21 protein-coding genes, 1 tRNA gene and 1 riboswitch are annotated in these 22571 nt (G+C 64.0%); of the genes, 12 read left to right on the top strand and 10 right to left on the bottom strand.

The window, feature by feature from the left end:
- Window positions 1–25 precede the first annotated feature (25 nt).
- Entirely contained in the window at window positions 26–1171 is a 1146-nt protein-coding gene (locus EOA79_RS07290; RefSeq protein ID WP_127335167.1) for a ceramide glucosyltransferase, read from the top strand.
- 41 nt (window positions 1172–1212) lie between these two features.
- Here the strand turns inward: EOA79_RS07290 and EOA79_RS07285 are convergent, their stop codons facing one another.
- On the bottom strand, window positions 1213–2403 hold the full coding sequence (locus EOA79_RS07285) for an O-succinylhomoserine sulfhydrylase (RefSeq protein ID WP_067322744.1): 1191 nt from the start codon (window positions 2401–2403) through the stop codon (window positions 1213–1215).
- A 56-nt stretch (window positions 2404–2459) separates the two neighbouring features.
- Window positions 2460–2537: riboswitch (SAM riboswitch) on the bottom strand.
- Between the two features lie 135 nt (window positions 2538–2672).
- On the opposite strand from EOA79_RS07285, the gene EOA79_RS07280 reads away from it, so the two are divergent.
- Window positions 2673–3767, top strand: coding sequence for a 2'-deoxycytidine 5'-triphosphate deaminase (locus EOA79_RS07280; RefSeq protein ID WP_067322878.1), 1095 nt, complete (start codon window positions 2673–2675; stop codon window positions 3765–3767).
- 82 nt (window positions 3768–3849) lie between these two features.
- A complete protein-coding gene (locus EOA79_RS07275; RefSeq protein ID WP_082953809.1) occupies window positions 3850–4617 on the top strand; it encodes an ABC transporter substrate-binding protein in 768 nt (255 codons plus the stop codon).
- 49 nt (window positions 4618–4666) lie between these two features.
- Here EOA79_RS07275 and araD1 read toward each other — a convergent pair whose 3' ends face one another.
- From araD1 to chvE, 4 genes are all read right to left on the bottom strand, one after another.
- Complete coding sequence (gene araD1 / locus EOA79_RS07270; RefSeq protein ID WP_066996775.1) at window positions 4667–5656, bottom strand: AraD1 family protein; 990 nt, start codon at window positions 5654–5656, stop codon at window positions 4667–4669.
- A 208-nt stretch (window positions 5657–5864) separates the two neighbouring features.
- Window positions 5865–7157: a multiple monosaccharide ABC transporter permease gene (mmsB, locus tag EOA79_RS07265; protein WP_066996778.1), complete on the bottom strand. Its 1293-nt coding sequence runs from the start codon at window positions 7155–7157 to the stop codon at window positions 5865–5867.
- Window positions 7154–8689: a multiple monosaccharide ABC transporter ATP-binding protein gene (mmsA, locus tag EOA79_RS07260; protein ID WP_067322747.1), complete on the bottom strand. Its 1536-nt coding sequence runs from the start codon at window positions 8687–8689 to the stop codon at window positions 7154–7156. The genes mmsB and mmsA overlap by 4 nt, the downstream gene beginning before the upstream one ends.
- A 188-nt stretch (window positions 8690–8877) precedes the next feature.
- The gene (chvE, locus tag EOA79_RS07255) at window positions 8878–9948 is read right to left on the bottom strand and encodes a multiple monosaccharide ABC transporter substrate-binding protein (RefSeq protein ID WP_128292948.1); all 1071 of its coding nucleotides are present in this window, start codon (window positions 9946–9948) and stop codon (window positions 8878–8880) included.
- 293 nt (window positions 9949–10241) lie between these two features.
- Here chvE and EOA79_RS07250 point away from each other — a divergent pair, with 293 nt between their 5' ends.
- The 3 genes from EOA79_RS07250 to EOA79_RS07240 all read left to right on the top strand — a co-directional run bounded on the left by EOA79_RS07250 (window position 10242) and on the right by EOA79_RS07240 (window position 12515).
- Window positions 10242–11231: a LysR substrate-binding domain-containing protein gene (locus EOA79_RS07250; RefSeq protein ID WP_067322751.1), complete on the top strand. Its 990-nt coding sequence runs from the start codon at window positions 10242–10244 to the stop codon at window positions 11229–11231.
- Window positions 11232–11453: 222 nt separating this feature from the next.
- On the top strand, window positions 11454–11672 hold the full coding sequence (locus EOA79_RS32700; RefSeq protein ID WP_164748405.1) for a hypothetical protein: 219 nt from the start codon (window positions 11454–11456) through the stop codon (window positions 11670–11672).
- A 369-nt stretch (window positions 11673–12041) separates the two neighbouring features.
- A complete protein-coding gene (locus EOA79_RS07240) occupies window positions 12042–12515 on the top strand; it encodes a hypothetical protein (RefSeq protein WP_095826060.1) in 474 nt (157 codons plus the stop codon).
- An 88-nt stretch (window positions 12516–12603) separates the two neighbouring features.
- Here the strand turns inward: EOA79_RS07240 and EOA79_RS07235 are convergent.
- Window positions 12604–12677 (bottom strand) — tRNA-Gly (locus EOA79_RS07235).
- 134 nt (window positions 12678–12811) lie between these two features.
- Here EOA79_RS07235 and EOA79_RS07230 point away from each other — a divergent pair.
- The 3 genes from EOA79_RS07230 to EOA79_RS07220 all read left to right on the top strand — a co-directional run bounded on the left by EOA79_RS07230 (window position 12812) and on the right by EOA79_RS07220 (window position 14951).
- Entirely contained in the window at window positions 12812–13804 is a 993-nt protein-coding gene (locus EOA79_RS07230; RefSeq protein WP_127335595.1) for a hypothetical protein, read from the top strand.
- The gene (locus tag EOA79_RS07225; RefSeq protein WP_095826058.1) at window positions 13783–14538 is read left to right on the top strand and encodes a glycosyltransferase; all 756 of its coding nucleotides are present in this window, start codon (window positions 13783–13785) and stop codon (window positions 14536–14538) included. The genes EOA79_RS07230 and EOA79_RS07225 overlap by 22 nt, the downstream gene beginning before the upstream one ends.
- 149 nt (window positions 14539–14687) lie before the next feature.
- A complete protein-coding gene (locus EOA79_RS07220; RefSeq protein ID WP_066996803.1) occupies window positions 14688–14951 on the top strand; it encodes a DUF6460 domain-containing protein in 264 nt (87 codons plus the stop codon).
- Window positions 14952–14962: 11 nt separating this feature from the next.
- Here the strand turns inward: EOA79_RS07220 and EOA79_RS07215 are convergent, their stop codons facing one another.
- Window positions 14963–15865, bottom strand: a complete 903-nt coding sequence (locus EOA79_RS07215; RefSeq protein ID WP_095826057.1) for a histone deacetylase — start codon at window positions 15863–15865, stop codon at window positions 14963–14965.
- 123 nt (window positions 15866–15988) lie between these two features.
- On the opposite strand from EOA79_RS07215, the gene EOA79_RS07210 reads away from it, so the two are divergent.
- On the top strand, window positions 15989–17329 hold the full coding sequence (locus EOA79_RS07210; RefSeq protein ID WP_164748406.1) for an MATE family efflux transporter: 1341 nt from the start codon (window positions 15989–15991) through the stop codon (window positions 17327–17329).
- Here EOA79_RS07210 and EOA79_RS07205 read toward each other — a convergent pair.
- Window positions 17322–18401, bottom strand: a complete 1080-nt coding sequence (locus tag EOA79_RS07205; protein WP_095826056.1) for a quinone-dependent dihydroorotate dehydrogenase — start codon at window positions 18399–18401, stop codon at window positions 17322–17324. The two genes, EOA79_RS07210 and EOA79_RS07205, sit on opposite strands and share 8 nt — an antisense overlap.
- On the bottom strand, window positions 18398–18745 hold the full coding sequence (locus EOA79_RS07200; RefSeq protein WP_095826055.1) for a DUF952 domain-containing protein: 348 nt from the start codon (window positions 18743–18745) through the stop codon (window positions 18398–18400). The genes EOA79_RS07205 and EOA79_RS07200 overlap by 4 nt, the downstream gene beginning before the upstream one ends.
- A gap of 110 nt (window positions 18746–18855) precedes the next feature.
- Between EOA79_RS07200 and EOA79_RS07195 the strand changes: the two genes are divergently transcribed.
- Both EOA79_RS07195 and EOA79_RS07190 read left to right on the top strand, forming a co-directional pair.
- The gene (locus tag EOA79_RS07195; protein ID WP_095826081.1) at window positions 18856–19293 is read left to right on the top strand and encodes a hypothetical protein; all 438 of its coding nucleotides are present in this window, start codon (window positions 18856–18858) and stop codon (window positions 19291–19293) included.
- 121 nt (window positions 19294–19414) lie between these two features.
- Complete coding sequence (locus EOA79_RS07190; protein WP_066996819.1) at window positions 19415–20074, top strand: response regulator transcription factor; 660 nt, start codon at window positions 19415–19417, stop codon at window positions 20072–20074.
- Here EOA79_RS07190 and EOA79_RS07185 read toward each other — a convergent pair.
- On the bottom strand, window positions 20075–22571 hold a 2497-nt coding region (locus EOA79_RS07185; protein WP_128292946.1), incomplete at its 5' end, for a PAS-domain containing protein.

Raw genomic sequence — 22571 nt, 5'->3', positions numbered from 1 at the left:
GCCTTTCCGGAGTGACCAGATCTCGATGGAACTGACCCTCGCAGCCGCCTTTGCCTCCTCGGCCCTTCTTTTTTCCAACCTTGCCAGCATCCTGCTCGCGTCGTCGCGGCTGAAGGCTCGTTGCGCCATTCCCGCGCCCTCCGGCGGCCTGTCGCCTGTCTCGATCGTCGTGCCGTCGCGCGGTGTGGAGCCGTTCACGCAGGAGACGCTCGACCGCGCCTTCTCGCTCGATTGGCCGCGCTACGAACTGATCTTCTGCGTCGCGCACGCCGAAGATCCCGTGGTCAAGCTGATCAACGCCGCCATCGCGAGATTTCCGAATGTTCCGGCGCGGCTCCTCGTCGGCGATGACAGGATCAGCGCCAATCCCAAGCTAAACAACTGCATCAAGGGCTGGCAGGCGGCGCGGCACGACTGGGTGATCCTCGCCGATTCCAACGTGCTGATGCCCAAGGACTATGTCCAGCATCTGATGGCGGCCTGGGGGCCGGACACCGGCCTCGTCTGCTCGACGCCGATCGGCTCGCGTCCGAACGGTTTCTGGGCCGAGGTCGAATGCGCCTTCCTCAACACGCTGCAGGCGCGTTGGCAATATGCCGGCGAAGCGCTCGGCCTTGGCTTCGCGCAGGGCAAGAGCATGCTGTGGAACAAGCCGATGCTGGATGCAAATGGCGGCATCCAGGCTTTGGCCGCCGAGATCGCCGAGGACGCGGCGGCGACCAAGCTGGTCAACAGCCTTGGCCTTCGGGTCAATCTCGTGGCCGCGCCCTTCGAGCAGTCGCTCGGCCAGCGCACGCTCGCCGAAATCTGGTCGCGCCAGGCGCGCTGGGCGCGGCTGCGCCGCGTCACCTTCCCATTGTTCTTCGCGCCCGAAATCCTGACCGGTGTGGTCGTGCCGCTGCTTCTGGCGCTGATCGCGGCGGCAAGCGCCGGTGTCAGCCTGCCCACGACCGCGCTCTGCGTGCTGGCGATCGCCTATGTGCCCGAATGCATGCTCGCCTGGTCCAAGGGCTGGCATCTGTCGCCGCGCAGCGTCACCGCGATGATCGTGCGCGACGCGATGCTTCCCGCCATCTGGGCGCGCGGCTGGCTTGGCGGGGCCGTCGAATGGCGTGGCAACGCAATGACCATCCGCAACAGCGGGATGACTGAACTCGAAGAGATTGCTTGAGCCGGCTGCGGCTCAAGCGCCCTCTTTGCCGCCGTGGCGGTTCATTCCTTCGCCGCCTTCAGCGCCTGTTCGATGTCGGCGAGCAGGTCGTCGGTATCCTCCAGCCCGACGGAGAGCCTGAGCGTGCCTGGTCCGATGCCGAGCTCGGCGCGGGCCTCGTCAGTGAGGTTTTTGTGCGTCGTCGTCGCCGGATGCGTGATCAGGCTCTTTGCGTCGCCGAGGTTGTTCGAGATCAGCACGATGTCGAGCGCGTTCTGCAAGGCGAAGGCCGCCTGCTTGCCGCCCTTGACGTCGAGGCAGATCAGCGTCGAGCCGCCCGACATCTGCTTCCTGACGATATCCGCCTGGGGATGGTCGGCCCGGCCCGGATAGATGACGCGGGCGATCTCCGGCCGGCCAGCCAGGAAGTCCGCGATCTTGCCGGCGCTTTCGGTCTGGTGGCGCACGCGCAGCGGGAGCGTCTCGAGGCCTTTCAGCAGCGTCCATGCGTTGAATGGGGACAGGCTCGGGCCGGTGTGCCGGAAATAATCGTGCAGGTTCTCGTCGATCCACTTCTTGTCCGACAGGATGACGCCGCCGAGGCAGCGGCCTTGTCCGTCGATGTGCTTGGTCGCCGAGTAGACCACGATATGGGCGCCGAGCTGCAGCGGCTTCTGCTGCAGCGGCGTGGCAAAGACGTTGTCGACGATCACGCGTGCGCCGATCGAATTTGCTAAAGCGGCGACAGCGGCGATATCGACCACTTCCAACGTCGGGTTGGTCGGACTTTCCAGGAAGAACAGCTTGGTGTTCGGCCTGACCGCTTTTTCCCAATTGGCAATGTCGGTGCCGTCGATCAGCGTTGCCTCGATGCCATAGCGCGGCGCCAGCGTCTCGACTACCCAGCGGCAGGAACCGAACAGGGCTCGCGCCGCAACGATGTGATCGCCGGCCTTGACGCTGCAGAGCAGGGCGGCGGACACGGCGGCCATGCCGGAAGCGGTTGCACGTGCGTCTTCCGCGCCTTCCAGCGCGCACATGCGCTTCTCGAACATATCGACGGTCGGGTTGGCGTAGCGCGAATAGATGAAGCCGGGTTCCTCGCCCTTGAAGCGGGCCTCCGCTGCCTGGGCCGTCTCGTAGACATAGCCCTGGGTGAGATACATCGCCTCGGCGGTCTCGCCGAAGCCGGAACGCAGCGTCCCGCCATGCACGAGTGCCGTCTGAGGTTTCCAGTTACGCGTCTTGGTCATCGCCCTGCTTCCAAACACAAAAAAACCGGCCGCGACGTCGCAACCGGTCCATACGGCCTTGCGGCCCGACGGTCCTTTAGCGACTTGTTTAACGTGGCTGCAAGCCGACCGGCCAAATCACCACGGGATAACGACCCTTTAGACCTCGCCCGCGCTTGCGTCAATTGCCGGCTTGATTAAGAGGGTTGTACCAGGCAGCCTCCGCAAAAGTGTCCCGCGGTTTTGCGACAGGAAACTGCGACGACAATGACTTCGCCCGGAGCCAGACATTGCGGCAGACAGGCATTCTTCCGGATCAGGACATCGCGGCGCTCTTCCAGTCGGGCGCGCTGAAGTCGCCGCGCGCGCTCGACACCAACCAGATCCAGCCGGCCAGCCTCGATCTCAGACTTAGCGACAAGGCCTTTCGCGTGCGGGCTTCCTTTCTGCCCGGTCCCGATCATCTGGTGGCCGACAAGCTGGACCGGCTGAAGCTGCATGAGATCAACCTTGCCGAGGGCGCGGTGCTGGAGACGGGCTGCGTCTACATCGTGCCGCTGCAGGAAAGCCTGGCGCTGCCGGCGGAAGTCTCGGCTTCGGCCAACCCGAAGAGCTCGACCGGACGGCTCGACATTTTCACGCGTGTCATGACCGACCGCGGCCATGAGTTCGATAAGATCGCCGCCGGCTATCATGGCCCGCTCTATCTCGAGGTCAGCCCGCGCACCTTCCCGATCGTCGTGCGCGCCGGCTCGCGCCTGTCGCAGATCCGCTTCCGCACCGGCAATGCCGTGCTGTCGGAGAATGAGTTGCGTGACCTCCATCACGCCGAGATGCTGGTTGCGACCGAGCCGCCCAACATCTCCGGCGGCGGCATTGCGCTCTCTATCGATCTCGACGGCGACAAGGACGGCCTGGTCGGCTATCGCGGCAAGCACCACACCGGCCTCGTCGACGTCGACAAGCGCGCCGCTCAGGATGTGGTCGACTTCTGGGAACCGCTCTACAAGAGCGGGGCCGGCGAGCTCGTGCTCGACCCGGACGAGTTCTACATCCTGGTCTCTCGCGAAGCCGTGCACGTGCCGCCGCTCTATGCCGCCGAGATGACGCCTTTCGATCCGCTGGTCGGCGAGTTCCGCGTCCACTATGCCGGCTTTTTCGACCCGGGCTTCGGCCATTCCGCCGCCGGCGGCAGCGGCAGCCGCGCGGTGCTTGAAGTGCGCAGCCACGAGGTGCCGTTCATCCTCGACCACGGCCAGATCGTAGGCCGCCTCGTCTACGAGCATATGCTGAAGCGGCCGCAGGCGCTCTATGGCAGCGAGCTGGGTTCCAACTATCAGGCGCAGGGGCTGAAGCTCTCCAAGCATTTTCGCGCCGCGCGCTGATCGCCAGGCTGTGCTTGCCCGGCCTCGCGCGCCGTGCTTGGCTGCGTCTGAGCATGTAGCACCTGAACCCAAGGGGATGAAAATGCAGATATCCAGATGGATCCTGTCGGCTGCGGCCGCCGCCATGCTGGCGCTCGGCGTCGGTTCGGTAGACGCGGCCGAAAAGATCAAGATCGGCACCGAGGGCGCCTATCCGCCCTTCAACACCATCACGCCGGACGGCAAGGTGGAAGGCTTCGACATCGACATCGCCAATGCGCTCTGCGCGCAGATGAAGATCGAATGCGAGATCGTCACCCAGGATTGGGATGGCATCATTCCGGCCCTGCAGGCCAAGAAATTCGACGCCATCATCGCCTCGATGAGCATCACCGAGGAACGCAAGAAGCAGGTCGCCTTTACCCACAAATACTACACCACGCCGCTTGCGCTGGTCGCCCTGAAGGACGCCGATATCGCCTCGACCGAGCCGGCCTCGCTTGCCGGCAAGACGGTCGGTGCCCAGGCCTCGACCACCCAGGCCAACTACGCCCAGGACGTCTACGCCAAGGCCGGCGCCGAGGCGAAGCTCTACCCGACCCAGGAAGAGGCGGTCACCGATCTGCTCAACGGCCGGCTCGACGCCGTCATCTCGGACAAGTTCGTGCTGGTCGACTGGATGAAGAAGGCGAGCGACGGCTGCTGCAAGCTGGTGGGCGACGTCAAGGGCACCGAGACCGAGGCCGGCATCGCCGTGCGCCTGGAGGACGCCGCCCTGCGCGACCGCCTCAACGCGGCAATCGACGCCATTGTTGCCGACGGCACCTACAAGAAGATCCAATCGAAGTATTTCGATTTCGATATTTATTGAGGTTGAAGCTGCCAATCTCCCCCCTCGTGGGGGAGATCACGCTCTAACCTCACAGCGCCTTCACCGCCACCTTCACTGGCTTCTCGATCTCGAGCGGGTTGCGCAGCGGCAGGCCGAAATCCTTGGCCTCGATCTCGAACGTGTCGCCTTCCTCGGTCCTGACGCCGTCTGCGAACGAGAGTGTGGCGGTGCCGAACATGTGCACATGCACGTCGCCCGGCTGGCGGAAGGCTGAATATTTGAAATGGTGATGCTCGAGATTGGCGATGGTGTGCGACATGTTCGCCTCGCCGGACAGGAACGGCTTTTCCCAAAGCACTTTGCCGTCGCGCCAGATTCGTGAAGAGCCCCTTATGTCGGCGGGCAGCTCGCCGATCAGGATTTCCGGTCCGAACGAGGCGTTGCGCAGCTTGGAATGGGCGAGGAACAGGTAGTTCACGCGCTCGGTCACATGGTCGGAAAACTCGTTGGACAGCGTGAAGCCGACGCGGAACGGCGCGCCGTCGTCGCCGATGACATAGATGCCGGCGATCTCCGGCTCCTCGCCGGCGTCTTGCGCGAAGGCCGGCGACATCAGCGCGGCACCGGGCGCCACCGCCATGGTGCCGTTGCCCTTGTAGAACCATTCCGGCTGCACGCCGATCTCGCCCTTGGCCGGCTTGCCGCCCTCCAGCCCCATGCGGAACATCTTCATGGAATCGGTGAGCTGCTCCTCGCCGTCGCTGAGCTTCTTGTGCATGGAATCGCGTGTCGCGGCGGAGCCGAGATGTGTAAGCCCGGTGCCGGTAAGGTGGAGATGCGCGGGGTCGGGATGGTTGATCGGCGACACCAGGCGTCCCTTCTTGTAGACGGCGTCGAGGTCGACCGTCTCGCCATAGCCCTTGCGCTCGATCAGCGCCTCGAGCCCGGTGCCGGTGCGGGCTGCCTCCATCGCCAGCGAATAGACGCTGCGCGCGCCGTTGATGATCCGGGTCTTGCCGCCGCTGCGGGCAACGACGCGGATCGTCTCGGCGTCATCGAGGATCTGGGAAATCAGCATGATGAACCCTCTCTCTTTTGCCTTGGCCCGGCTGCCGATTGGCAAGCCCTGACCGGCGCAGCCCGGAACCGATCCGCGCCACGGTTGAAACTCTTCGTCCGGATTGCACTCGCGAGCCTGGTCCTTCCAGGACTTCTTCGCGCCGACGGGTTGCCGGCAGCTTCGCGATCTAGAACCCGTATGCCTCCTTAGTCCTTGCCTCCGGCCTCTACGCCTTGTTCTTGTTGTAGACGTCGAAGATGACGGCACCGAGCAGCACCAGGCCTTTGACCACCTGCTGCCAGTCGACATTGACGCCCATGATCGACATGCCGTTGTTCATCACGCCCATGATGAAGCCGCCGACCACGGCGCCGATGACCTGTCCGACACCGCCCATCGCCGAGGCGCCCCCGATGAAGACCGCGGCGATCACGTCGAGCTCGCTGCCCAGACCGGCGGCCGGGACGGCCTGGCCGAGGCGAGCGGCGATGATCAGGCCGCCGAGCGCCGACAGCACGCCCATGTTGATGAAGACGAGCAGCGTCAGCCTTTCGGTGTTGATGCCCGACAGCTGCGCCGCCTTGGCGTTGCCGCCCATCGCATAGATGCGGCGGCCGATGGTCATGCGCTTGGTGACGAAGACGAACAGCGAGATCAGCACGCCCATCACCAGAAGCACCACCGGCAGGCCCCTGTAGCTGGCGAACTGGAAGACCAGGAACAGCGCCAGCGCGCTGCCGACCAGCGTCTTGACGACGAACAGCGGGAAGGGCTCGGCCTCATAGCCATGCCGTTCGCGCTTACGCCGTGTTCTGAAGCCGAAATAGGCATAGGCGAGCACCGCGACCAGACCGAGCACGATCGTCGTCATGTGCAGCGTAAGGCCGCTGCCGACGATGGTCTTGCCGGCGGCATTCACCGTCGGCGGAATGAGCGTCAGCGGGCCGATGACGTCGGGGATGAAGCCGGAGCTCAACGCCTTGAAGCTGTCGGGAAGCGGACCTACCGAGGAGCCGCCGCCAAGCAGTGCCTGGCAGATGCCGCGGAAGATCAGCATGCCCGCCAGCGTCACGATGAAGCTCGGTATTCGGTGATAGGCGATCCAATAGCCTTGCGCCGCGCCGATAAGCGCACCGACGATCAGGCAAACGATCGAGACCACCAGTGGATTGCTGAATATACCGAGCGGCCAGATGACCATCATCATTGCGGCAAGCGCGCCGATGAAGCCGGCGACCGATCCCACGCTGAGGTCGATATAGCCGGCGACGATCACCAGCAGCATGCCAAGCGCCATCACGATGATGAACGAGTTCTGCTGCACCAGGTTGCTGAGGTTGACCGGTTTGAACAGCGTGCCGGACGTCGTGTACTGGAAGAACAGCATGATGACGATCAGCGCGATGATCAGTCCGTATTCGCGCAGGTTCGTCGTCAGCGCCGAAACGGCGACACGCGGACCATGCTTGACGTCTTCGGCGACGCCGCTCTGCGGCGCGGGAGCGCTTTCTGTGCTCATGAGGCTTTTTTTCCTTCTCCCCGAACGATGGCGCGCATGATCTTTTCCTGGCTGGCGTCGCTTGCCGCCATTTCGCCGACGATACGCCCTTCGTTCATGACATAGATGCGGTCGGTGATGCCGAGCAATTCCGGCATTTCCGACGAGATGACGACGATTGCCTTTCCCTCTGCGGCGAGGCGGGCGATGATCGTGTAGATTTCGTACTTGGCGCCGACGTCAATGCCGCGCGTCGGTTCGTCGAGGATCAGCACTTCCGGGTCGGCGAACAGCCATTTCGACAGCACCACCTTCTGCTGGTTGCCGCCCGAAAGATTGCCGGTCAACTGATAGACGCTGGATGCGCGGATGTTGGTCTTCTTGCGATAGTCGTTGGCGACGCTCATCTCGCGCATGTCGTCGATGACGCCGCGGCTGGAGACGCCTCCCAAATTGGCCAGCGTCACGTTGTGCTTGATGTGGTCGATAAGGTTGAGGCCAAAGGTCTTGCGGTCCTCGGTGACATAGGCGATCCGGTTCTCCACCGCCTTGCTCACCGTCGAAAGATCGAGAGGCTTACCCCTGAGCAGGACCTCGCCGCTGATATGCCGGCCGTAGGAACGGCCGAACAGGCTCATCGCGAATTCGGTGCGGCCGGCGCCCATCAGCCCGGCAATGCCGACCACCTCGCCCTTGCGCACATTGAGGTTGACGTTCTTGATCACCTGCCGCTCGGCGTGGATCGGATGGTACACCGACCAGTTCTTCACTTCGAAAATAACCTCGCCGATCTGGGGCTCGCGCGGCGGGTAGCGGTCGTCGAGCGAGCGGCCGACCATCGAAGTGATGATCCGGTCCTCGCTGATGTCCTTCCTGGGCAGGGTCTCGATGGTGCGCCCGTCGCGGATCACCGTCACCTTGTCGGCGACGCGGTTCACCTCGTTGAGCTTGTGCGAGATCAGGATCGAGGTCATGCCCTGGCGCTTGAACTCGAGCAGAAGATCGAGCAGCGCCTGGCTGTCCTTTTCGCTGAGCGAGGCGGTCGGCTCGTCAAGGATCAGCAGCTTCACTTCCTTGCTGAGCGCCTTGGCGATCTCGACCAGTTGCTGCTTGCCGACGCCGATATTGGTGATCAGCGTCTTGGGATCTTCCTTCAAGCCGACTTTGTCGAGCAGGGCCTTGGTGCGCTTCTCGTTGGCGTTCCAGTCGATGACGCCGTAGCTGGCGTGCTCGTTGCCCAGGAAGATGTTTTCCGCGATCGACAGCATCGGCACCAGGGCAAGTTCCTGGTGGATGATGACGATGCCGATATGCTCGCTGTCATGGATACCCTTGAAGTGGCATTCCTGGCCGCGAAAGACGATCTCGCCTTCATAGGTACCGGTCGGGTAGACGCCCGACAGCACCTTCATCAGCGTCGATTTGCCGGCGCCGTTCTCGCCGACGATGGCGTGGATTTCTCCTTCCTCGACGCTGAGGTTGACGTTCGACAGCGCCTTCACGCCGGGGAACGTCTTGGTGATGTCGCGCATCTCCAAAATCGTCGAGCTCATCAGGAATTCCGCTCCCTGGCGCATGCCTGCCGTTTCCGGAAGGCGTTATGCGCGAAATCAACATACTGCAGTCTGGCTCGCGCCGCGATGGCGCATGGCGCTGCAGAAGCCGGCAAAAACAATACCGGGGTCGCTTCTGAACGAAAAGGGGCCCTGCGTCGCGCAGGACCCCTCCCTTAAAGGCTGGATTACTTCAGCTCTTCGGCCTTGATGTAGCCGGAGTCGACGACCAGCGCCTTGTAGTTCGACTTGTCGACCTCGTACGGCGTCAAGAGGATCGAGGGAACGACCTTGACGTCGTTGTTGTAGGTCTTGGTGTCGAGGCCGTCGGGCTTGCCGCCGGAGAGCACCTTGTCGACCAGCTGCACGGTGGCCTTGGCCAGCTCGCGGGTGTCCTTGAACACGGTCGAATACTGCTCGCCCGAAATGATCAGCTTGACCGAGGCGGTCTCGGCGTCCTGACCGGTCACGATCGGCCAGGGCTGAGCATCCGTGCCGTAGCCGACAGCGCGCAGCGAGGCGGTGATGCCGCGCGACAGGCCGTCATAGGGCGACAGAACGCCATCGACGCGGCTGCCGTCCGAGTAGTTGGCCGAGAGCAGGTTGTCCATGCGGGCCTGGGCGGTGGCGGCGAGCCAGCGCAGCGTGCCGACCTTGTCCATGCCCATCTGGCCGGACTTGATCTTGATCGAGCCGTCGTCGATCAGCGGCTGCAGGACCGACATCGCGCCGTTGTAGAAGAAGAAGGCGTTGTTGTCGTCGGGCGAGCCGCCGAACAGCTCGACGTTCCACGGCTTGGTGTTCGGGAAGCGCTCCTTGAGGCCCTTGACCAGGGAATTCGCCTGAATCACGCCGACGCCGAAATTGTCGAAGGTGGTGTAGTAGTCAACATTCGGGGTCTTCTTGATCAGCCGGTCATAGGCGATGGTGACGACGCCTGCGTCATTGGCCTTCTGCAGCGCATCGGCCATGGTGGTGCCGTCGATCGAAGCGATGATCAGCGCTTTCGGGCCTTTCGTGATCTCGTTTTCCAGCTGGCTGAGCTGGTTCGGGATGTCGTCCTGCGCGTATTGCAGGTCGACCGTGTAGCCCAGCGCTTCGAGCTGGGACTTGACGGCGTCGCCGTCGTTGATCCAGCGCTGCGAGGTCTTGGTCGGCATCAGCACGCCGACGAGACCCTTGTCGGCCGCGTGCGCCGAATAGGTCGTGGCGGCAATGCCAAGGGCCGCGACGGCGGCCAGCGTCTTGATGATCTTCACATTTACTCTCCCTGGTTGATGGACGCGACACCTCGGGGCTTCGCGGGCCGCGCAGTCGAACAGGAGCGCAGTCGCGCCTCTGTCGGCTTTATCGATCTCCGGTATCCTCCCAATCGGCCCCGCGACGCAGTTTCAATCGATACGATTTTGCTCGTTGCCGATCGCTGCGTCTCGGAACGCGCGAAGGGTGTGTCCCTTTGACATAACTGTCAAATGCGATCTTTGCTGGTTGATATACCGAAACTGGTATGATTTAGCGTAGAGCAGAGAACTGCCGGAGAGGCTGGGAAATCATGGCGGCGCTGCGGGATCCTGATGCGATTTCAGGGAGTTACGAAAAGCTTCCGGGGGACGGCGAAACGCTCCTGCGCAGCGGCCTGAGCCTGCGCCATATGCGAATGATCGCCGCGCTCGACGATCACGGACGGGTGAGCGCCGCCGCCCAGGTGATGAATATTTCCCAGCCGGCGGCCTCGCGCATGATCGCCGAGATGGAGGCGGTGCTCGACGTGAAATTGTGCGAGCGGCTGCCGCGCGGCGTGACGCTGACCCCTTACGGTCAGGCGCTCGCCAGGCGCGCCCGCTCGATCCTGCTCGAAATGCGCGAAGCCGACCGCGAGATTTCGGAACTCAAGGCAGGCAAGGGCGGCTCGGTGTTTCTCGGCGCCGTGACTGCGCCGGCGATCGAACTGGCGGTGCCGGCGATTCGCGAGATCCGCCGCATCTATCCGCGCATCGAGATCACCATGCAGGTCGAGACCTCGAACGTGCTCGCTCGCGAGCTGATCGCCTCCCGCCACGACTTCATCATCGCCCGCATCCCCGATGACCTCAATCCGCGGCTGTTCGAATCGCGCGTCATCGGCATCGAGAAGGCCTGCCTGATCGTGCGCCGCGGCCATCCGCTTGCCGGCGGCGGGATGGTCGGCCTGGAGGAGACGGCTGCCTATGATTGGGTCTTCCAGTCCGGCGGCTCGCCCCTGCGCCAGGCGATGGAAAGCAATTTCTTGAACCGCAACATCCCGCTTCCCGACCGCATCCTCAACACCTCGTCGCTGCTCTTGACGCTGGTAATGGTGGCGCAATCTGACGCCATCGCCCCCGTTTCGGTGCAGGTGGCCAAGTTCATCCAGAGCGGCGACGGGCTGTCCGGAGCGATCGATGTCGTTCAGACCGAGTTCGACATCGAGGTCCGGCCCTACAGCCTGATCACGGTCAGGAACCGGGCGCTCTCGCCCGCCGCCAAGATGCTGCACGACTTCATCCTGCGCGAAGTGGGGTAATGGAACGAGAATGCTACCTGTGCGTTCAAACAGATCGGCAGTTCGCTGGAGCCCGTTTGGGTGAGGGAACCACCTGCCGATGCTGAACTATCGGGAGGTCTTTGATGGAACGTCGCTTGTTTCTCACTGGAATGCTTGGCGTTGCGGGGGCAGCGGCAATTGCAACCCTGGCTGGCCCCAGTAGGGCGGTTGCCGGAATTCCAAGCGGCAACGGAATTCTCGATGAACTCGATAAGCCCGATACTGCCGTCTTCGAGGATGGACACGAACGTGCTGAAGTGGAGCAGGTTTACCATCGTCATTGGCATCACGGCCGTCGCCGCCGCAGACGGCGCCGCGTTTGGAGACGTGTTTGCCGCCGCTACTGGCGTCGTGGCCGCTGGCGTCGCCGCTGCTGGCGCGAACGTGTTTGGATTGGCTTTTGGCTTTAGGGGTCCATAGCGGTTCAGCTTTGGATAAGAGCCGCTCACCCGCAGTAAAGAACTGTTTTTACGGAATTCCGGACCGAGACGTGGTCCTGGATTGCTCAACCGGTCCAGAGCCGGCCGCCGCAAGGTGGCTGGCTTCTTTTCCGCCATAGATCGCGCGGCGATCCTCTTCTAGGCCCAAGCCCCTCGCCTTTCGAGCGGCTCTTTCGTTTGCGCGCTTTCGCCGAACGAGGTGGCTCCCTTCGGAGTGCGGTCAAAAAGCACGTTGATTTTCCAGTCCCCCTGCTGTTGAGAGGATGCGGGCAGTTGGGCGATCTGGATGTTCGATGTTTTCAAAGCTGCCTGTTGTTAACCATCGCAATGTTAGCCTTGGTCTCGCCGGATGAGCGAGGTCACCAATATGCACGCCGATCTGCCGCGCGCGCGGGTTAAGCGGAGGCTGATAGCCAAGGCGCTAGCGTTCCTCGCCGCCGCCCTGACAACGCTGCCCGCAGATGCCGAAACGGTGCAGGAAAATCCCGGCGGTCAGATCGTGATCTTCGCTTTGCACGTCGCCGAGCTGCGCGCCGCGAACGAGCCTGTGGAATTCGACGGTGCCTGCGACAGCGCCTGCACGCTCTATCTGTCTTTGCCCGCCGAGCAGCTTTGCATCACGCCGCGTGCATCCTTCGGCTTCCATCTGCCTTACGGCGTCGGCGCCCATGAGAACGCAATCGCCGCCGGGTACCTGATCTCGCAATATCCCGACTGGGTTCGCCTGTGGATCGAGGAACGCGGCGGCCTGTCGCGCGCCATCGTGCGGATGGAAGCCGCCGAGGCCGCAAAGCATCTTCCCCTCTGCGGCGTGCTGGCCTGACCGGCAAGCGGCAACGATCGCATTCGCCATCGGCCGCCTGAGGACGCTCTGCCAGATCGCTGCGACCGCGCGGCACTGTAGCGAGGGATGGAGCGGGTAGCGGGAATCGAACCCGCGCGTTCAGCTTGGGAAGCTGACAGGCTACCATTACATCATACCCGCGCAACAGCCTCGTTACCATGATGGCCCCGCATCTAGCAATCGGCGATACATTGAAAGCCGAGAGCCATCCACCGGCGCTTTGACGCCGCGCCACAACATGGTAATGGCTCAGGGGTTAAGGGTGGGGACCCAGCTTGGAAATCAATGTTCGGAAGAGGAAGCGAGCCTCTCGCTCCGGAAAAGCCTTTGCTGTGGAAGATCTCGGATTCCTGCTGAGGCTTCCTGTTTTTGTATTCGTCTCTCTTTTCGTGCCTGAGAAGAGATGGCGCAGTGTCTGCCTTTGGCTGGAGCGGCTGAAACGGGCGCCTGAGTCTCGGCGCGACGTTGGTGACCAACCGGATCTTGCCGCCTTTGGCATAGCCGGCCGCGAGGACCGGCTCCGGGTCGACGCGATGCGCAGCGAACACAACATCCAGATCGTCCGCGAGTGGCTCGTCGGCTGGCGACCCGAGATCGAACTCCTCGGCGCCGAGCATCTCGATGCGGCGCGCGAACAGGGCCGTGGCGCCGTCCTGTGGATTGCGCATTTCGCCTTCAATGCGCTTGCGGCGAAGATGGTTTTCGCCAAAGCCGGCTTCGATGTCTTCCATGTCAGCAGGCCCGAGCACGGTTTCTCGAAATCGCGCTTCGGCATCCGGTTCCTCAACCCGATTAGAACCGGCGTCGAGCTCAGACATGCCGCGGGCCGTATCGTGATCGACCGCGCGAATCCCGCCGCCAGCATGAAGGAGGCCAGGCGGTTGCTTCGCCAGGGCAAGTTTGCGTCCATCACCGCTGGCGCCTGGGAGGGTGAGTTGCTCGTGCGTGCGCGAATCGGCCAGTCGGTCATTGAATTTGCGGGCGGCGCGCCCCGGTTGGCCAGGATCGCCGGCGCTCCCCTGCTGCCGGTCTTCGTCGTTTGTGACGACAGCACAGGCAGGATACGGGTGACTGTGGAAAATCCGATCGATCTTGATCGCGGCCAGGACAAGGCCGAACTGATCCAGAGCGCCGCGCAAGACTTCGCCGATCGGCACCTGGCCTATCTGAAGGCCAGTCCCCACCAGTGGCGAGACTGGGGCAAGTTGAAGGCTCACCAAGGCACCTTGATCGAGACGGAAGCCGGATGCCTCTCTTCAGCATTCTGATCACCGACGGCGGCAGCGAGCACCTTTCCGGGCTCGTTGCCGAAAACATCCACTCGCTCACGGCTGCTCATCCGGGCGACGAGCACCGCCTGTTCCGGGAAGCGGCGTTGGCGGAGTTCATTTCGACGCATTTCGGAGCAGAGGTGCTTTCGGCTTTCAGGACGCTGCGACCTTATTCATACAAGGCGGACCTCGCCAAATATTGTCTGCTTTATGAGCAAGGCGGCCTTTATGCCGATCTTTCCTATTTCTTCCTGCGCGGAGTGCCTCGCGCCGATGGAAAATTGTCGATCTTTCGCGATTTCCTCAGCTCGACCCCGTGGGACACCAGCATCGGGGTTGTTGCCGCGCCGCCTCGCCACAAGGCGCTCGCCAAGGCGATCGAGCTTGTCTGCGCCAATGTGAAACGGGAATATTACGGGCCGACTGCGCTCTGCCCCACAGGCCCGACCTTGTTCGGCAAGGCCGTCGCGCTGACCTGCGAACCGGAAGACCTCATCGTCGGCGAAGCCCTCAGGTCTGTGCCATCTGCCGCGCCTCTTCAGCCGTCCGCGGATTTCGGCCATTGCCTCAGCCATGATGGCGAGCCGGTCGCGATCAAGCGTAAGCGGGGCGGCAAGCCGATATCGCACCTCGGTATCGGCGGCGGCAACCGCTACAACAGGCTGTGGCGCTCCAGGGAAGTCTACCGCGACCGGCCGCTTTGGGCCCGCATCTTCCGGTGGAGAATCTGAGCGAGCGAGCCACGTGTGCCGGCCGGATCGGGCTATCAAGGCCGCCGGCACAATAGCTTCGCGCGCGGCCTTCGGCTTGATGCCGGGTATCCGAGTGCGTATTTCTGAGGTCGCGCCCCGAATCGGGCAGCTCGAACCGGAGAACGGCCTTGTCCGCACTGACACGCTTTCTCGGCGATACGCCACTCAGGGTGCTTGTGAAGCTGCTGGTGGTTTCCTTCCTTGTCGGCCTCGTCATGCACGCTTTCGGCTGGTCGCCGATGGACGTGCTCTACGGCATCCGCCAGTTCTTCATCGACCTGTGGAATCTCGGCTTCCATACTCTCGACCGCTTCCTGGGCTATATCCTGCTCGGCGCCGCGATCGTCGTGCCCGCCTTTATCCTGCTCAGGATTGCGAGCTACAGGAAGTAGCCTGGCGAGCGTCAGGCATACGCGGCCGCGACCTCGAACAGAATGGCGTGGCGCGCGGCAAGCGCCGGCACGTCGCTCGAATAGCCGCCGCCGATGACGCCGCATAGCGGGACGTCGGCCTTGCGGAAATGGCTGATGACCAGCTCCTCGCGGCTGCGCAGGCCGTTGTCGGTCAATGTCAGCCGGCCAAGCCGGTCCTCGGCATGGACATCCACGCCGGCATTGTAGAACACGATGTCCCAGCGCCGCCTTGCGCAAAGCTCTGGAAGAATGGCGCCGAGCCGGTCGAGATAGGCAGCGTCGCCGGTGCCGTCCGGCAGCGCGATATCGACATCGGAGGCGATCTTGCGCGCCGGATAATTGCGTTCGCCATGCATGGAAAAGGTGAAGGCGCGCGGCTCATCCTTCAAAATGTCCGCCGTGCCGTCGCCCTGATGCACGTCGAGATCGACGACCAGGATGTTTTCGACGGCGCCCTCCGCAAGCAGGACCAGGGAAGCCACGGCCACGTCGTTGAAGGTGCAGAAGCCCGCGCCTTGGGCACGCCTGGCATGGTGGCTACCGCCGGCGGCGTTGCAGGCTATGCCGTGTTTCAGCGCCAGCCGCGCCGCCAGCACCGTGCCTGCCGTTGCTAGCTGCGCTCTCAATGACACGCGCTGGCTGACCGGGAAGCCGATCTCGCGCTCGATCTTTTCAGGCACCTCGCAAGCGAGCACCTCGTCGACATAGCCGGCCTCGTGCGCGAGCTTGAGCCACGCCGCCGGCGCCCGTTCCGGCATCGAAAGCGCTCCCGCTGCTGCCAGCCCGCGGCTGTGCAAAGCCTCCATCAGCAACGGATATTTGCTCATCGGAAAGCGGTGATTGACGGCAAAGCCGGCGTCGTAGTCGGGATGGTGGACGATCTGCAAAGGCATGATGGGGCGGCCTGCGCCAGAGCTGGAATTCGGTTGGCCGTCACCCGATGGCGATTGCGCGGCAGCGGCAAACTGGGGCACATCGGCCGTTCTAGCAAGCCGCAATGAGCAAGGCAGCAATCCTTGGACAAGGGTGCGACCCACATCAACGCCGGGACCTTCATCGTCACCAACCGGTCGGTGCTGGCGATCGCTGTGCCGATGACCCTTGCCTATCTGACGACGCCGCTGCTCGGCATCGTCGACACCGCGGTGATCGGGCAGTTCGGCGATGCGGCTCTTCTCGGCGGACTGGCGGCAGGCGCGCTGGTCTTCGACGTCGTCTTCACCACCTTCAACTTCCTGCGCTCCGGCACCACCGGCCTCGTCGCTCAGGCTTTCGGACGCGGCGATCCGCTGGAGGAGCAGGCGGTGCTCTGGCGGGCCGTGCTGATCGCGGTCGTCGCCGGCGTGGTGCTTGCAGCACTTGCGCCGCTGTTTGCGATAGGCGGCCAGTGGTTCATGGGCGCCGAGCCGCGTGTCAGCGCGGCGATGTCGGTCTATATCCGCATCAGGCTCATTGCCGCGCCCTTCTCGCTCATCAACTACGCCATTTTGGGCTACGTTCTGGGGCGTGGCGAGGGCGGGATAGGGCTGATGTTGCAGGCCGTGCTCAACGGCATCAACATCCTGCTCTGCTTCCTGCTCGGCCTCGAGCTCGGCTGGGGCGTGGCGGGCGTTGCCTGGGCGACCGTCACCGGCGAGTTCCTGGCCATGATGCTCGGCCTTGCCATCGTGCTGAGGCGGTTCCGCAAGCTGGAGCGGCCGTCACGCCGGCGCATCCTCGACCTGCCGGCCTACTTGCGCATGCTGTCGCTCAACCGCGATATCATGATCCGTTCCTTCTCGCTGCTTGCCGCCTTCGCGCTGTTCACCAGGCAGGGCGCGCAGTTTGGCACGGTGACGCTCGCCGCCAACGCCGTGCTGATGAACTTCTTCCTCGTCGCCGGCTATTTCCTGGACGGATTTGCCACCGCAGCCGAGCAATTGGCAGGCCGCGCCATCGGCGCGCATGCGGCCACCCCTTTCCGGCAAGCTGTCCGGCTGACGCTGATCTGGGGCGTTGGCCTGGCGGCTGCCGCCAGTCTTATCCTGCTGACGGCCGGCGCACAGCTGGTGGCGATGGTGACGACCGCTCCGGAAGTCCGCGCGGTCGCCGACACTTATCTGCCCTGGGCGGCCTTCACCGCGCTGAGCGGCGTGCTCGCCTTTCAGATGGACGGCGTCTTCATCGGCGCCACCTGGTCGCGCGACATGCGCAACATGATGCTCCTGTCTTTCCTGGCCTTCGCCGCGGCACTGATCACGCTGGCACCCGCCTTCGGCAACAACGGCCTATGGGCCGCGCTGCACGTCTTTTTGCTGGTGCGGGGTTTCAGCCTGCTTGCGGTGCTGAGGCTCAGGATGCGCACGGCATTCAGCTGATCGGCTTTGAAGCCCAGCGCTCGCAAGCCGAGTCGCGCAAATCCTGGATCGAGCCAAGCCGCTCGCGCTCCACAAACCGCGCCATGCCGGCAACGATGCGGCCAGGCAGCGCCGGGCCGGCATAGATCATGCCGGTATAGAGCTGGACGAGATCGGCGCCGGCGCGGATCTTCTCCAGCGCGGTTTCCGCCGAGTCGACGCCGCCGACCCCAACGATCGTCACTTGTGAGCCGAGCAGCTTGCGCATCCGGGCGAGTACCGCCGTCGAGCGCTCGAAAAGCGGCTTGCCTGACAGCCCGCCGGCTTCGCCGGCCAGACTTGCGCTGCGCAACCCGACCCGGGCAAGCGTCGTGTTGGAGACGATGACCCCGTCGATCTTTTTCTCGATGACTTCGGCGGCGATGTCTTCCAGTTCCGCTTCGACGAGGTCCGGCGCGATCTTGAGGAAGATGGGCGGCTGAACCGACGCAGCCGCGCGCGCCGCCACCACGCGCGACAGGAGTTCGCCCAGTTGCTCGCGCGCCTGCATGTTGCGCAGGCCCGGCGTGTTGGGCGAGGAGATGTTGACCGTCAGATAACTGGCATGAGCCGCGAAGCGGGCGACGCCGCGCTCATAGTCGGCAATGCGGTCGGCGCTGTCCTTGTTGGCGCCGATGTTGACGCCGACAATACCCGGCCGCCCTTTGCGCGCGGCAAGCCGTCTTTCGGCGGCCCCATGCCCTTCATTGTTGAAGCCGAGCCGGTTAATCACCGCTTCGTCCGCGGTCAGCCGGAAGATGCGCGGCTTTGGATTGCCCGATTGCGGCAGCGGCGTGATGGTGCCGACCTCGGCGAAGCCGAAGCCAAGTTTGAGCAGCGCGTCCGGCACTTCGGCGTTCTTGTCGTAGCCGGCCGCCATGCCGAGCGGGTTCGGAAAATCGAGCCCGCAGACGCTGACCTCGAGCCGCGCGTCGCGCGGGGGAGGCGAGGCGGCCGGCAGGCCGCAGCGCAAAGCCGCGATCGACAGGCCATGCGCCGTTTCCGGGTCGAACGAGAAAAGCAGCTTTTGGCCGATCCGGTCGAGCACGCTCATTCGTCCTCCAGCGGCGGGAATTCGTGGCCGTCGGCGCCGAGCGGCAACGGCCTCACCCAGAGAACGGCGTCGAGGGCGAGCGCGGCGTAGAGATGCGGGAACAGGGCGCCGCCGCGCGACACCTCGTATTTCAGCGCGTCGCCCAGCTTTGCCGCGTCGACAGCGATGAGAAGCAGGTCCGCCTGGCCGGCGAAATGCTTGGCCGCCGTCTCGCGCACTTGAGTTGCGGTGGAAAAGTGGATGAAGCCGTCGGCGATGTCGATCGGCGCCCCGGTGAAGCGGCCGTTCCGTTCCGCTTCGCGCCACATGGCTTCAGGCGCGATCTTGTAGATAAACTGAGACATTGGCGCGCTATAGTCCGAACGATCCATGGGGGAAAGGGTGCTTGCGAACTCTTCCCCATTTCAGGCGCAAACCTGTGATATTGTTCGCACAACGGCTCATGGAGGATAACATGCGTCTGCAGCACATTCTAATCCCGGCGGCGCTTTGCTCGCTGGTCGCCGCATCGGCCTATTCCGAGGAGACGGACCGCTATCGGCTCGAAAAGTCCGCCAACGGCTATGTCCGCATGGACACCCAGACCGGCGCCATGTCGATCTGCGAGGAGCGCTCCGGCCAGCTCGTCTGCAAGTTGGCCGCCGACGAGCGCTCCGCCTTCCAGGACGAGATCGACCGGCTGCAGAGCACGGTGAAGGCACTCGACGAGCGCGTCGCGAAGCTCGAGAACTCGCTCTCGGCCCGGCTGGAGTCCCAACTGCCGAGCGAGGAGGATTTCAACAAGACGATGAGCTACATGGAGCGCTTCTTCCGCAGCTTCATGGATATCGTCAAGGACATCGACAGGCAGGAAGGCGACGGTGGCGCAAAGCCCAGCCCGCAAAAGACCTGAGCTCCCGGGAAAAAGCCTGCGCGCGCGGCCTTTGCTGCTTGAAAACGCGCCGCGCCGCCGCATAATCGTTCCGATCCCCTAAGAAAGCACTCAGTCAGCAATGGGATCCGGGGAGGAGTATTTGCCGTCGGGCCACACTTTCGTCATTGCCGACGACCATCCGCTGTTTCGCGGCGCGCTGAAGGAAGCGCTCGCCGGCATAGGCGACGTCGCCGCCATCCATGAGGCCGGCGATTTCGAAAGCGCCAAGGCGCTGGTCGTCGCCAATGAAGACATCGACATGGTGCTGCTCGATCTGTCGATGCCGGGCGCCAGCGGCCTGTCCGGACTGATCTCGCTGCGCGGCATCCATGCCTCGGTGCCGCTGGTGGTGGTGTCGGCTCATGACGATCCAGCCACCATCCGCCGCGCGCTCGATCTCGGCGCGTCCGGCTTCATCTCCAAATCGGCAAGCATGGAGGAGATACGCAGCGCCGTCCTGACCGTGCTTGCCGGCGATATCGCAGCACCCGCCGGCATCGAGCTCGGCGTCGAGCGCGACCCGGAGATTTCCGATCTGATCAAGCGCCTGCAGGCGCTGACGCCGCAGCAGACGAGGGTGCTCGGCATGTTGGCCGAAGGCCTGCTCAACAAGCAGATCGCCTATGAGCTCGGCGTCTCCGAAGCCACCATCAAGGCGCATGTCTCGGCTATATTGCAGAAGCTCGGCGTCGACAGCCGCACCCAGGCGGTCATCCAGCTTTCCAAGATCGGCGGCGACCCGCTGCAGCCGGTGAGCTGATCATTCCGCCGCGGGCGCCAGTGCCCTGACGCGCGCCATCATCGAGCGCAGCACGGCAGGCTTCAGCGGCTTGTTGATCACCGGCACATCAAGCAGACCAGCAGCAGTGCGCACCTCGCTGGAGCGGTCTGCGGTGACCAGCACGCAGGGCAGATCCTTGCCGTAGGCGGCGCGCAGCCTGGCGATGGCGTCGAGCCCGGTACCGCCGTCGAGATGATAGTCGGCGAGCACCACATCCGGCCTTGCCGCACCCGGGCGCATCAGGTCCTGCGATCCCGAAGCGGTCTCGACGCTGCAGCCCCAGCCTTCGAGCAGCAGGCGCATGCCGTCGAGGATGCGCGCGTCATTGTCGATGCACAGCACATTGAGTCCGGCAAGTGAGGATGGCGCGCGCGCGGAGGCCTTTCCCGTCTCGCGCGGCGGCGCCGCGATCGCGGCGACCGGCAGGATGACGGAAAAACGCGTGCCCTTGCCGGGGCTGGAGAAGATGCGGATCTCGAGCCTGAGAACCCTGGCGATGCGGTCGACGATGGAAAGGCCAAGGCCAAGGCCTTCGGCCTCGCGAGCGCCCTCGTCCAACCGGGTGAATTCGTGGAAGACGGTGTTCAGCTTGTCGGCGGCAATGCCGATGCCGGTGTCGATCACCTGGATCTCGGCCAGCTCGCCGCGCCTTCTCACGCCGACCAATATGCGGCCTTCGCGCGTGTATTTGATCGCATTGGAAACGAGGTTCTGGATCAGCCGGCGAAGCAAATTGCGGTCGGTCATCACGCCGAGCGACGACGGCATGATTTTCAGGCCGAGCTTCTTTTCGGCGGCGAGCGGGCGAAAATCGTTGCCGATCTGGCCAAGCAGCCCGCCGAGGCTGAAGGCGGTGTCCTCGGGCTTCAACGCGCCGGCGTCGAGCCGCGATATGTCGAGCACCGCGCCGAGGATGGTCTCGACCGATTCCAGTGAGGATTCAATGTTGGTCGCGGCCCTGCCGGCCGGCCCCTTGCCGGCCTTCTCGATCAGCGAGGAGCAATAGAGCCTGGCGGCGTTGAGCGGCTGCAGGATGTCGTGGCCCGCGGAGGCGAGGAAGCGCGTCTTGCTGAGATTGGCCTCCTCGGCAAGCATCTGCGCCTGCGCCAGCTCCTCGTTGACGCGGGTGAGCTCGGCGGTGCGGCTCCTGACCCGCTGCTCCAGCGATTCATTGGCCCGCTTCAGCGCCAGGTCCTGCTCGACGCGGCCGGAAATGTCGGCATAGGTGGCGACGATGCCGCCGTCGGGCATCGGGTTGGAACGCAGCTCCAGGATGCGGCCGCTGGTCCTGAGCTCCATCTGCCAAGGACCGACGAAGCTGGTCAGCCGGTTGAGCATCGTCACCCGCTGGTCGGCGGCGATATCGCCGCGCTCGGCCAGATGCCGCAGGATCTGGTCGAGCGACACGCCCACTTGGCCCATCTCGTCGGGCAGGTCGAACAGCGCCCGGTATTGCCGGTTCCAGCAGATCAGCCGCAAATCTCGGTCGAAGACGGTGATGCCCTGCTCCATCTGGTCGAGCGCGATCTGCAGCAGGTCGCGGTTGTGCTGCAGCGCCTCGGTGGCGTCGTCGAGCAGCCGGAAGGCATCCTTGGAGTCGCGGTCGTTGCGGCGGAACAGCAGCGACAGGATAAGCCGCGCCGACGACGAGCCCACGGCGCTCGCCAGCAACTGCTCCGAGAAACGGATGACGTCCATGCTGGCCTGTTCCTTGCCGTGCAGGGAGACGTTCGCGTTCTTCTCGAAGGACTGGAAGGAGCGCTCGGTGCGCTCGACGCCGAGATAGCGGGAAATCGTGTCCTTGAGGTCGTTGACCGTGACCGCGGTGCGGAAGCGGCGCAGGCTTGGCATCGGCCCCGCCTCGCGCGGCACGAAGATCGCCGCCTGGATGCGCTCCAGCGGCACCGATGCGCGCGACAGCGAACCCATCACGAAGAACAGCGTGTTGACTGACAGGCTCCACAGCACGCCGTGGTTCAGCGGCTCGCCGACGGTGCCGAACAGCGCCTGGGGTCTCAGCGCCTCGAAGCCGAACAGTCCATGGACGACAAAGTCGGAGCCGGGACCGACGAGGGAAGGGAGCAGCAGCGTGTAACCCCAGACCGCGATGCCGGCGACCATGCCGAGCGCGGCGCCCCGGCCATTGGCGCGGCGCCAGATCAGCCCGCCGACCAGGGCGGGCGCGAATTGCGCGATCGCTGCGAAGGACATCAGCCCGATCGAGGACAGCCGCGCGCTGTTGGTGCTCTCGCGGTAATAGAGGAAGGCGATGAACAGCATGATGAAAATCGACGCTCGCCGAACGTTCAGGATCAGCGTCGACCAGTCTTCGTTCTCCGAAGAAGTGGTCTTGAGCAATCGACGCACGAACAGCGGGATGACGAGGTCGTTGGAAATCATGATCGACAGCGCCACGCTCTCGACGATGACCATGGCGGTGGCCGCCGACAGGCCGCCGATGAAGGCGATCATCGCC

The organism is Mesorhizobium sp. M1A.F.Ca.IN.020.03.2.1, assembly GCF_004023205.1.
Classification (GTDB): Bacteria; Pseudomonadota; Alphaproteobacteria; order Rhizobiales; family Rhizobiaceae; genus Mesorhizobium.
The sequence above is the reverse complement of the archived record's forward strand: the minus strand, read 5'-3'. Positions and strand labels throughout refer to the sequence as shown.

What these genes read in the sequence shown, in the direction of transcription:
- EOA79_RS07290 (WP_127335167.1), top strand. Translation starts at nt 26, where the DNA reads ATGGAACTGACCCTCGCAGCCGCCTTTGCCTCCTCGGCCCTTCTTTTT.
- EOA79_RS07285 (WP_067322744.1), bottom strand. Translation starts at nt 2,403, where the DNA reads ATGACCAAGACGCGTAACTGGAAACCTCAGACGGCACTCGTGCATGGC.
- EOA79_RS07275 (WP_082953809.1), top strand. Translation starts at nt 3,850, where the DNA reads ATGCAGATATCCAGATGGATCCTGTCGGCTGCGGCCGCCGCCATGCTG.
- araD1 (WP_066996775.1), bottom strand. Translation starts at nt 5,656, where the DNA reads ATGCTGATTTCCCAGATCCTCGATGACGCCGAGACGATCCGCGTCGTT.
- mmsB (WP_066996778.1), bottom strand. Translation starts at nt 7,157, where the DNA reads ATGAGCACAGAAAGCGCTCCCGCGCCGCAGAGCGGCGTCGCCGAAGAC.
- mmsA (WP_067322747.1), bottom strand. Translation starts at nt 8,689, where the DNA reads ATGAGCTCGACGATTTTGGAGATGCGCGACATCACCAAGACGTTCCCC.
- EOA79_RS07250 (WP_067322751.1), top strand. Translation starts at nt 10,242, where the DNA reads ATGGCGGCGCTGCGGGATCCTGATGCGATTTCAGGGAGTTACGAAAAG.
- EOA79_RS32700 (WP_164748405.1), top strand. Translation starts at nt 11,454, where the DNA reads ATGAACTCGATAAGCCCGATACTGCCGTCTTCGAGGATGGACACGAAC.
- EOA79_RS07240 (WP_095826060.1), top strand. Translation starts at nt 12,042, where the DNA reads ATGAGCGAGGTCACCAATATGCACGCCGATCTGCCGCGCGCGCGGGTT.
- EOA79_RS07225 (WP_095826058.1), top strand. Translation starts at nt 13,783, where the DNA reads ATGCCTCTCTTCAGCATTCTGATCACCGACGGCGGCAGCGAGCACCTT.
- EOA79_RS07215 (WP_095826057.1), bottom strand. Translation starts at nt 15,865, where the DNA reads ATGCCTTTGCAGATCGTCCACCATCCCGACTACGACGCCGGCTTTGCC.
- EOA79_RS07205 (WP_095826056.1), bottom strand. Translation starts at nt 18,401, where the DNA reads ATGAGCGTGCTCGACCGGATCGGCCAAAAGCTGCTTTTCTCGTTCGAC.
- EOA79_RS07200 (WP_095826055.1), bottom strand. Translation starts at nt 18,745, where the DNA reads ATGTCTCAGTTTATCTACAAGATCGCGCCTGAAGCCATGTGGCGCGAA.
- EOA79_RS07195 (WP_095826081.1), top strand. Translation starts at nt 18,856, where the DNA reads ATGCGTCTGCAGCACATTCTAATCCCGGCGGCGCTTTGCTCGCTGGTC.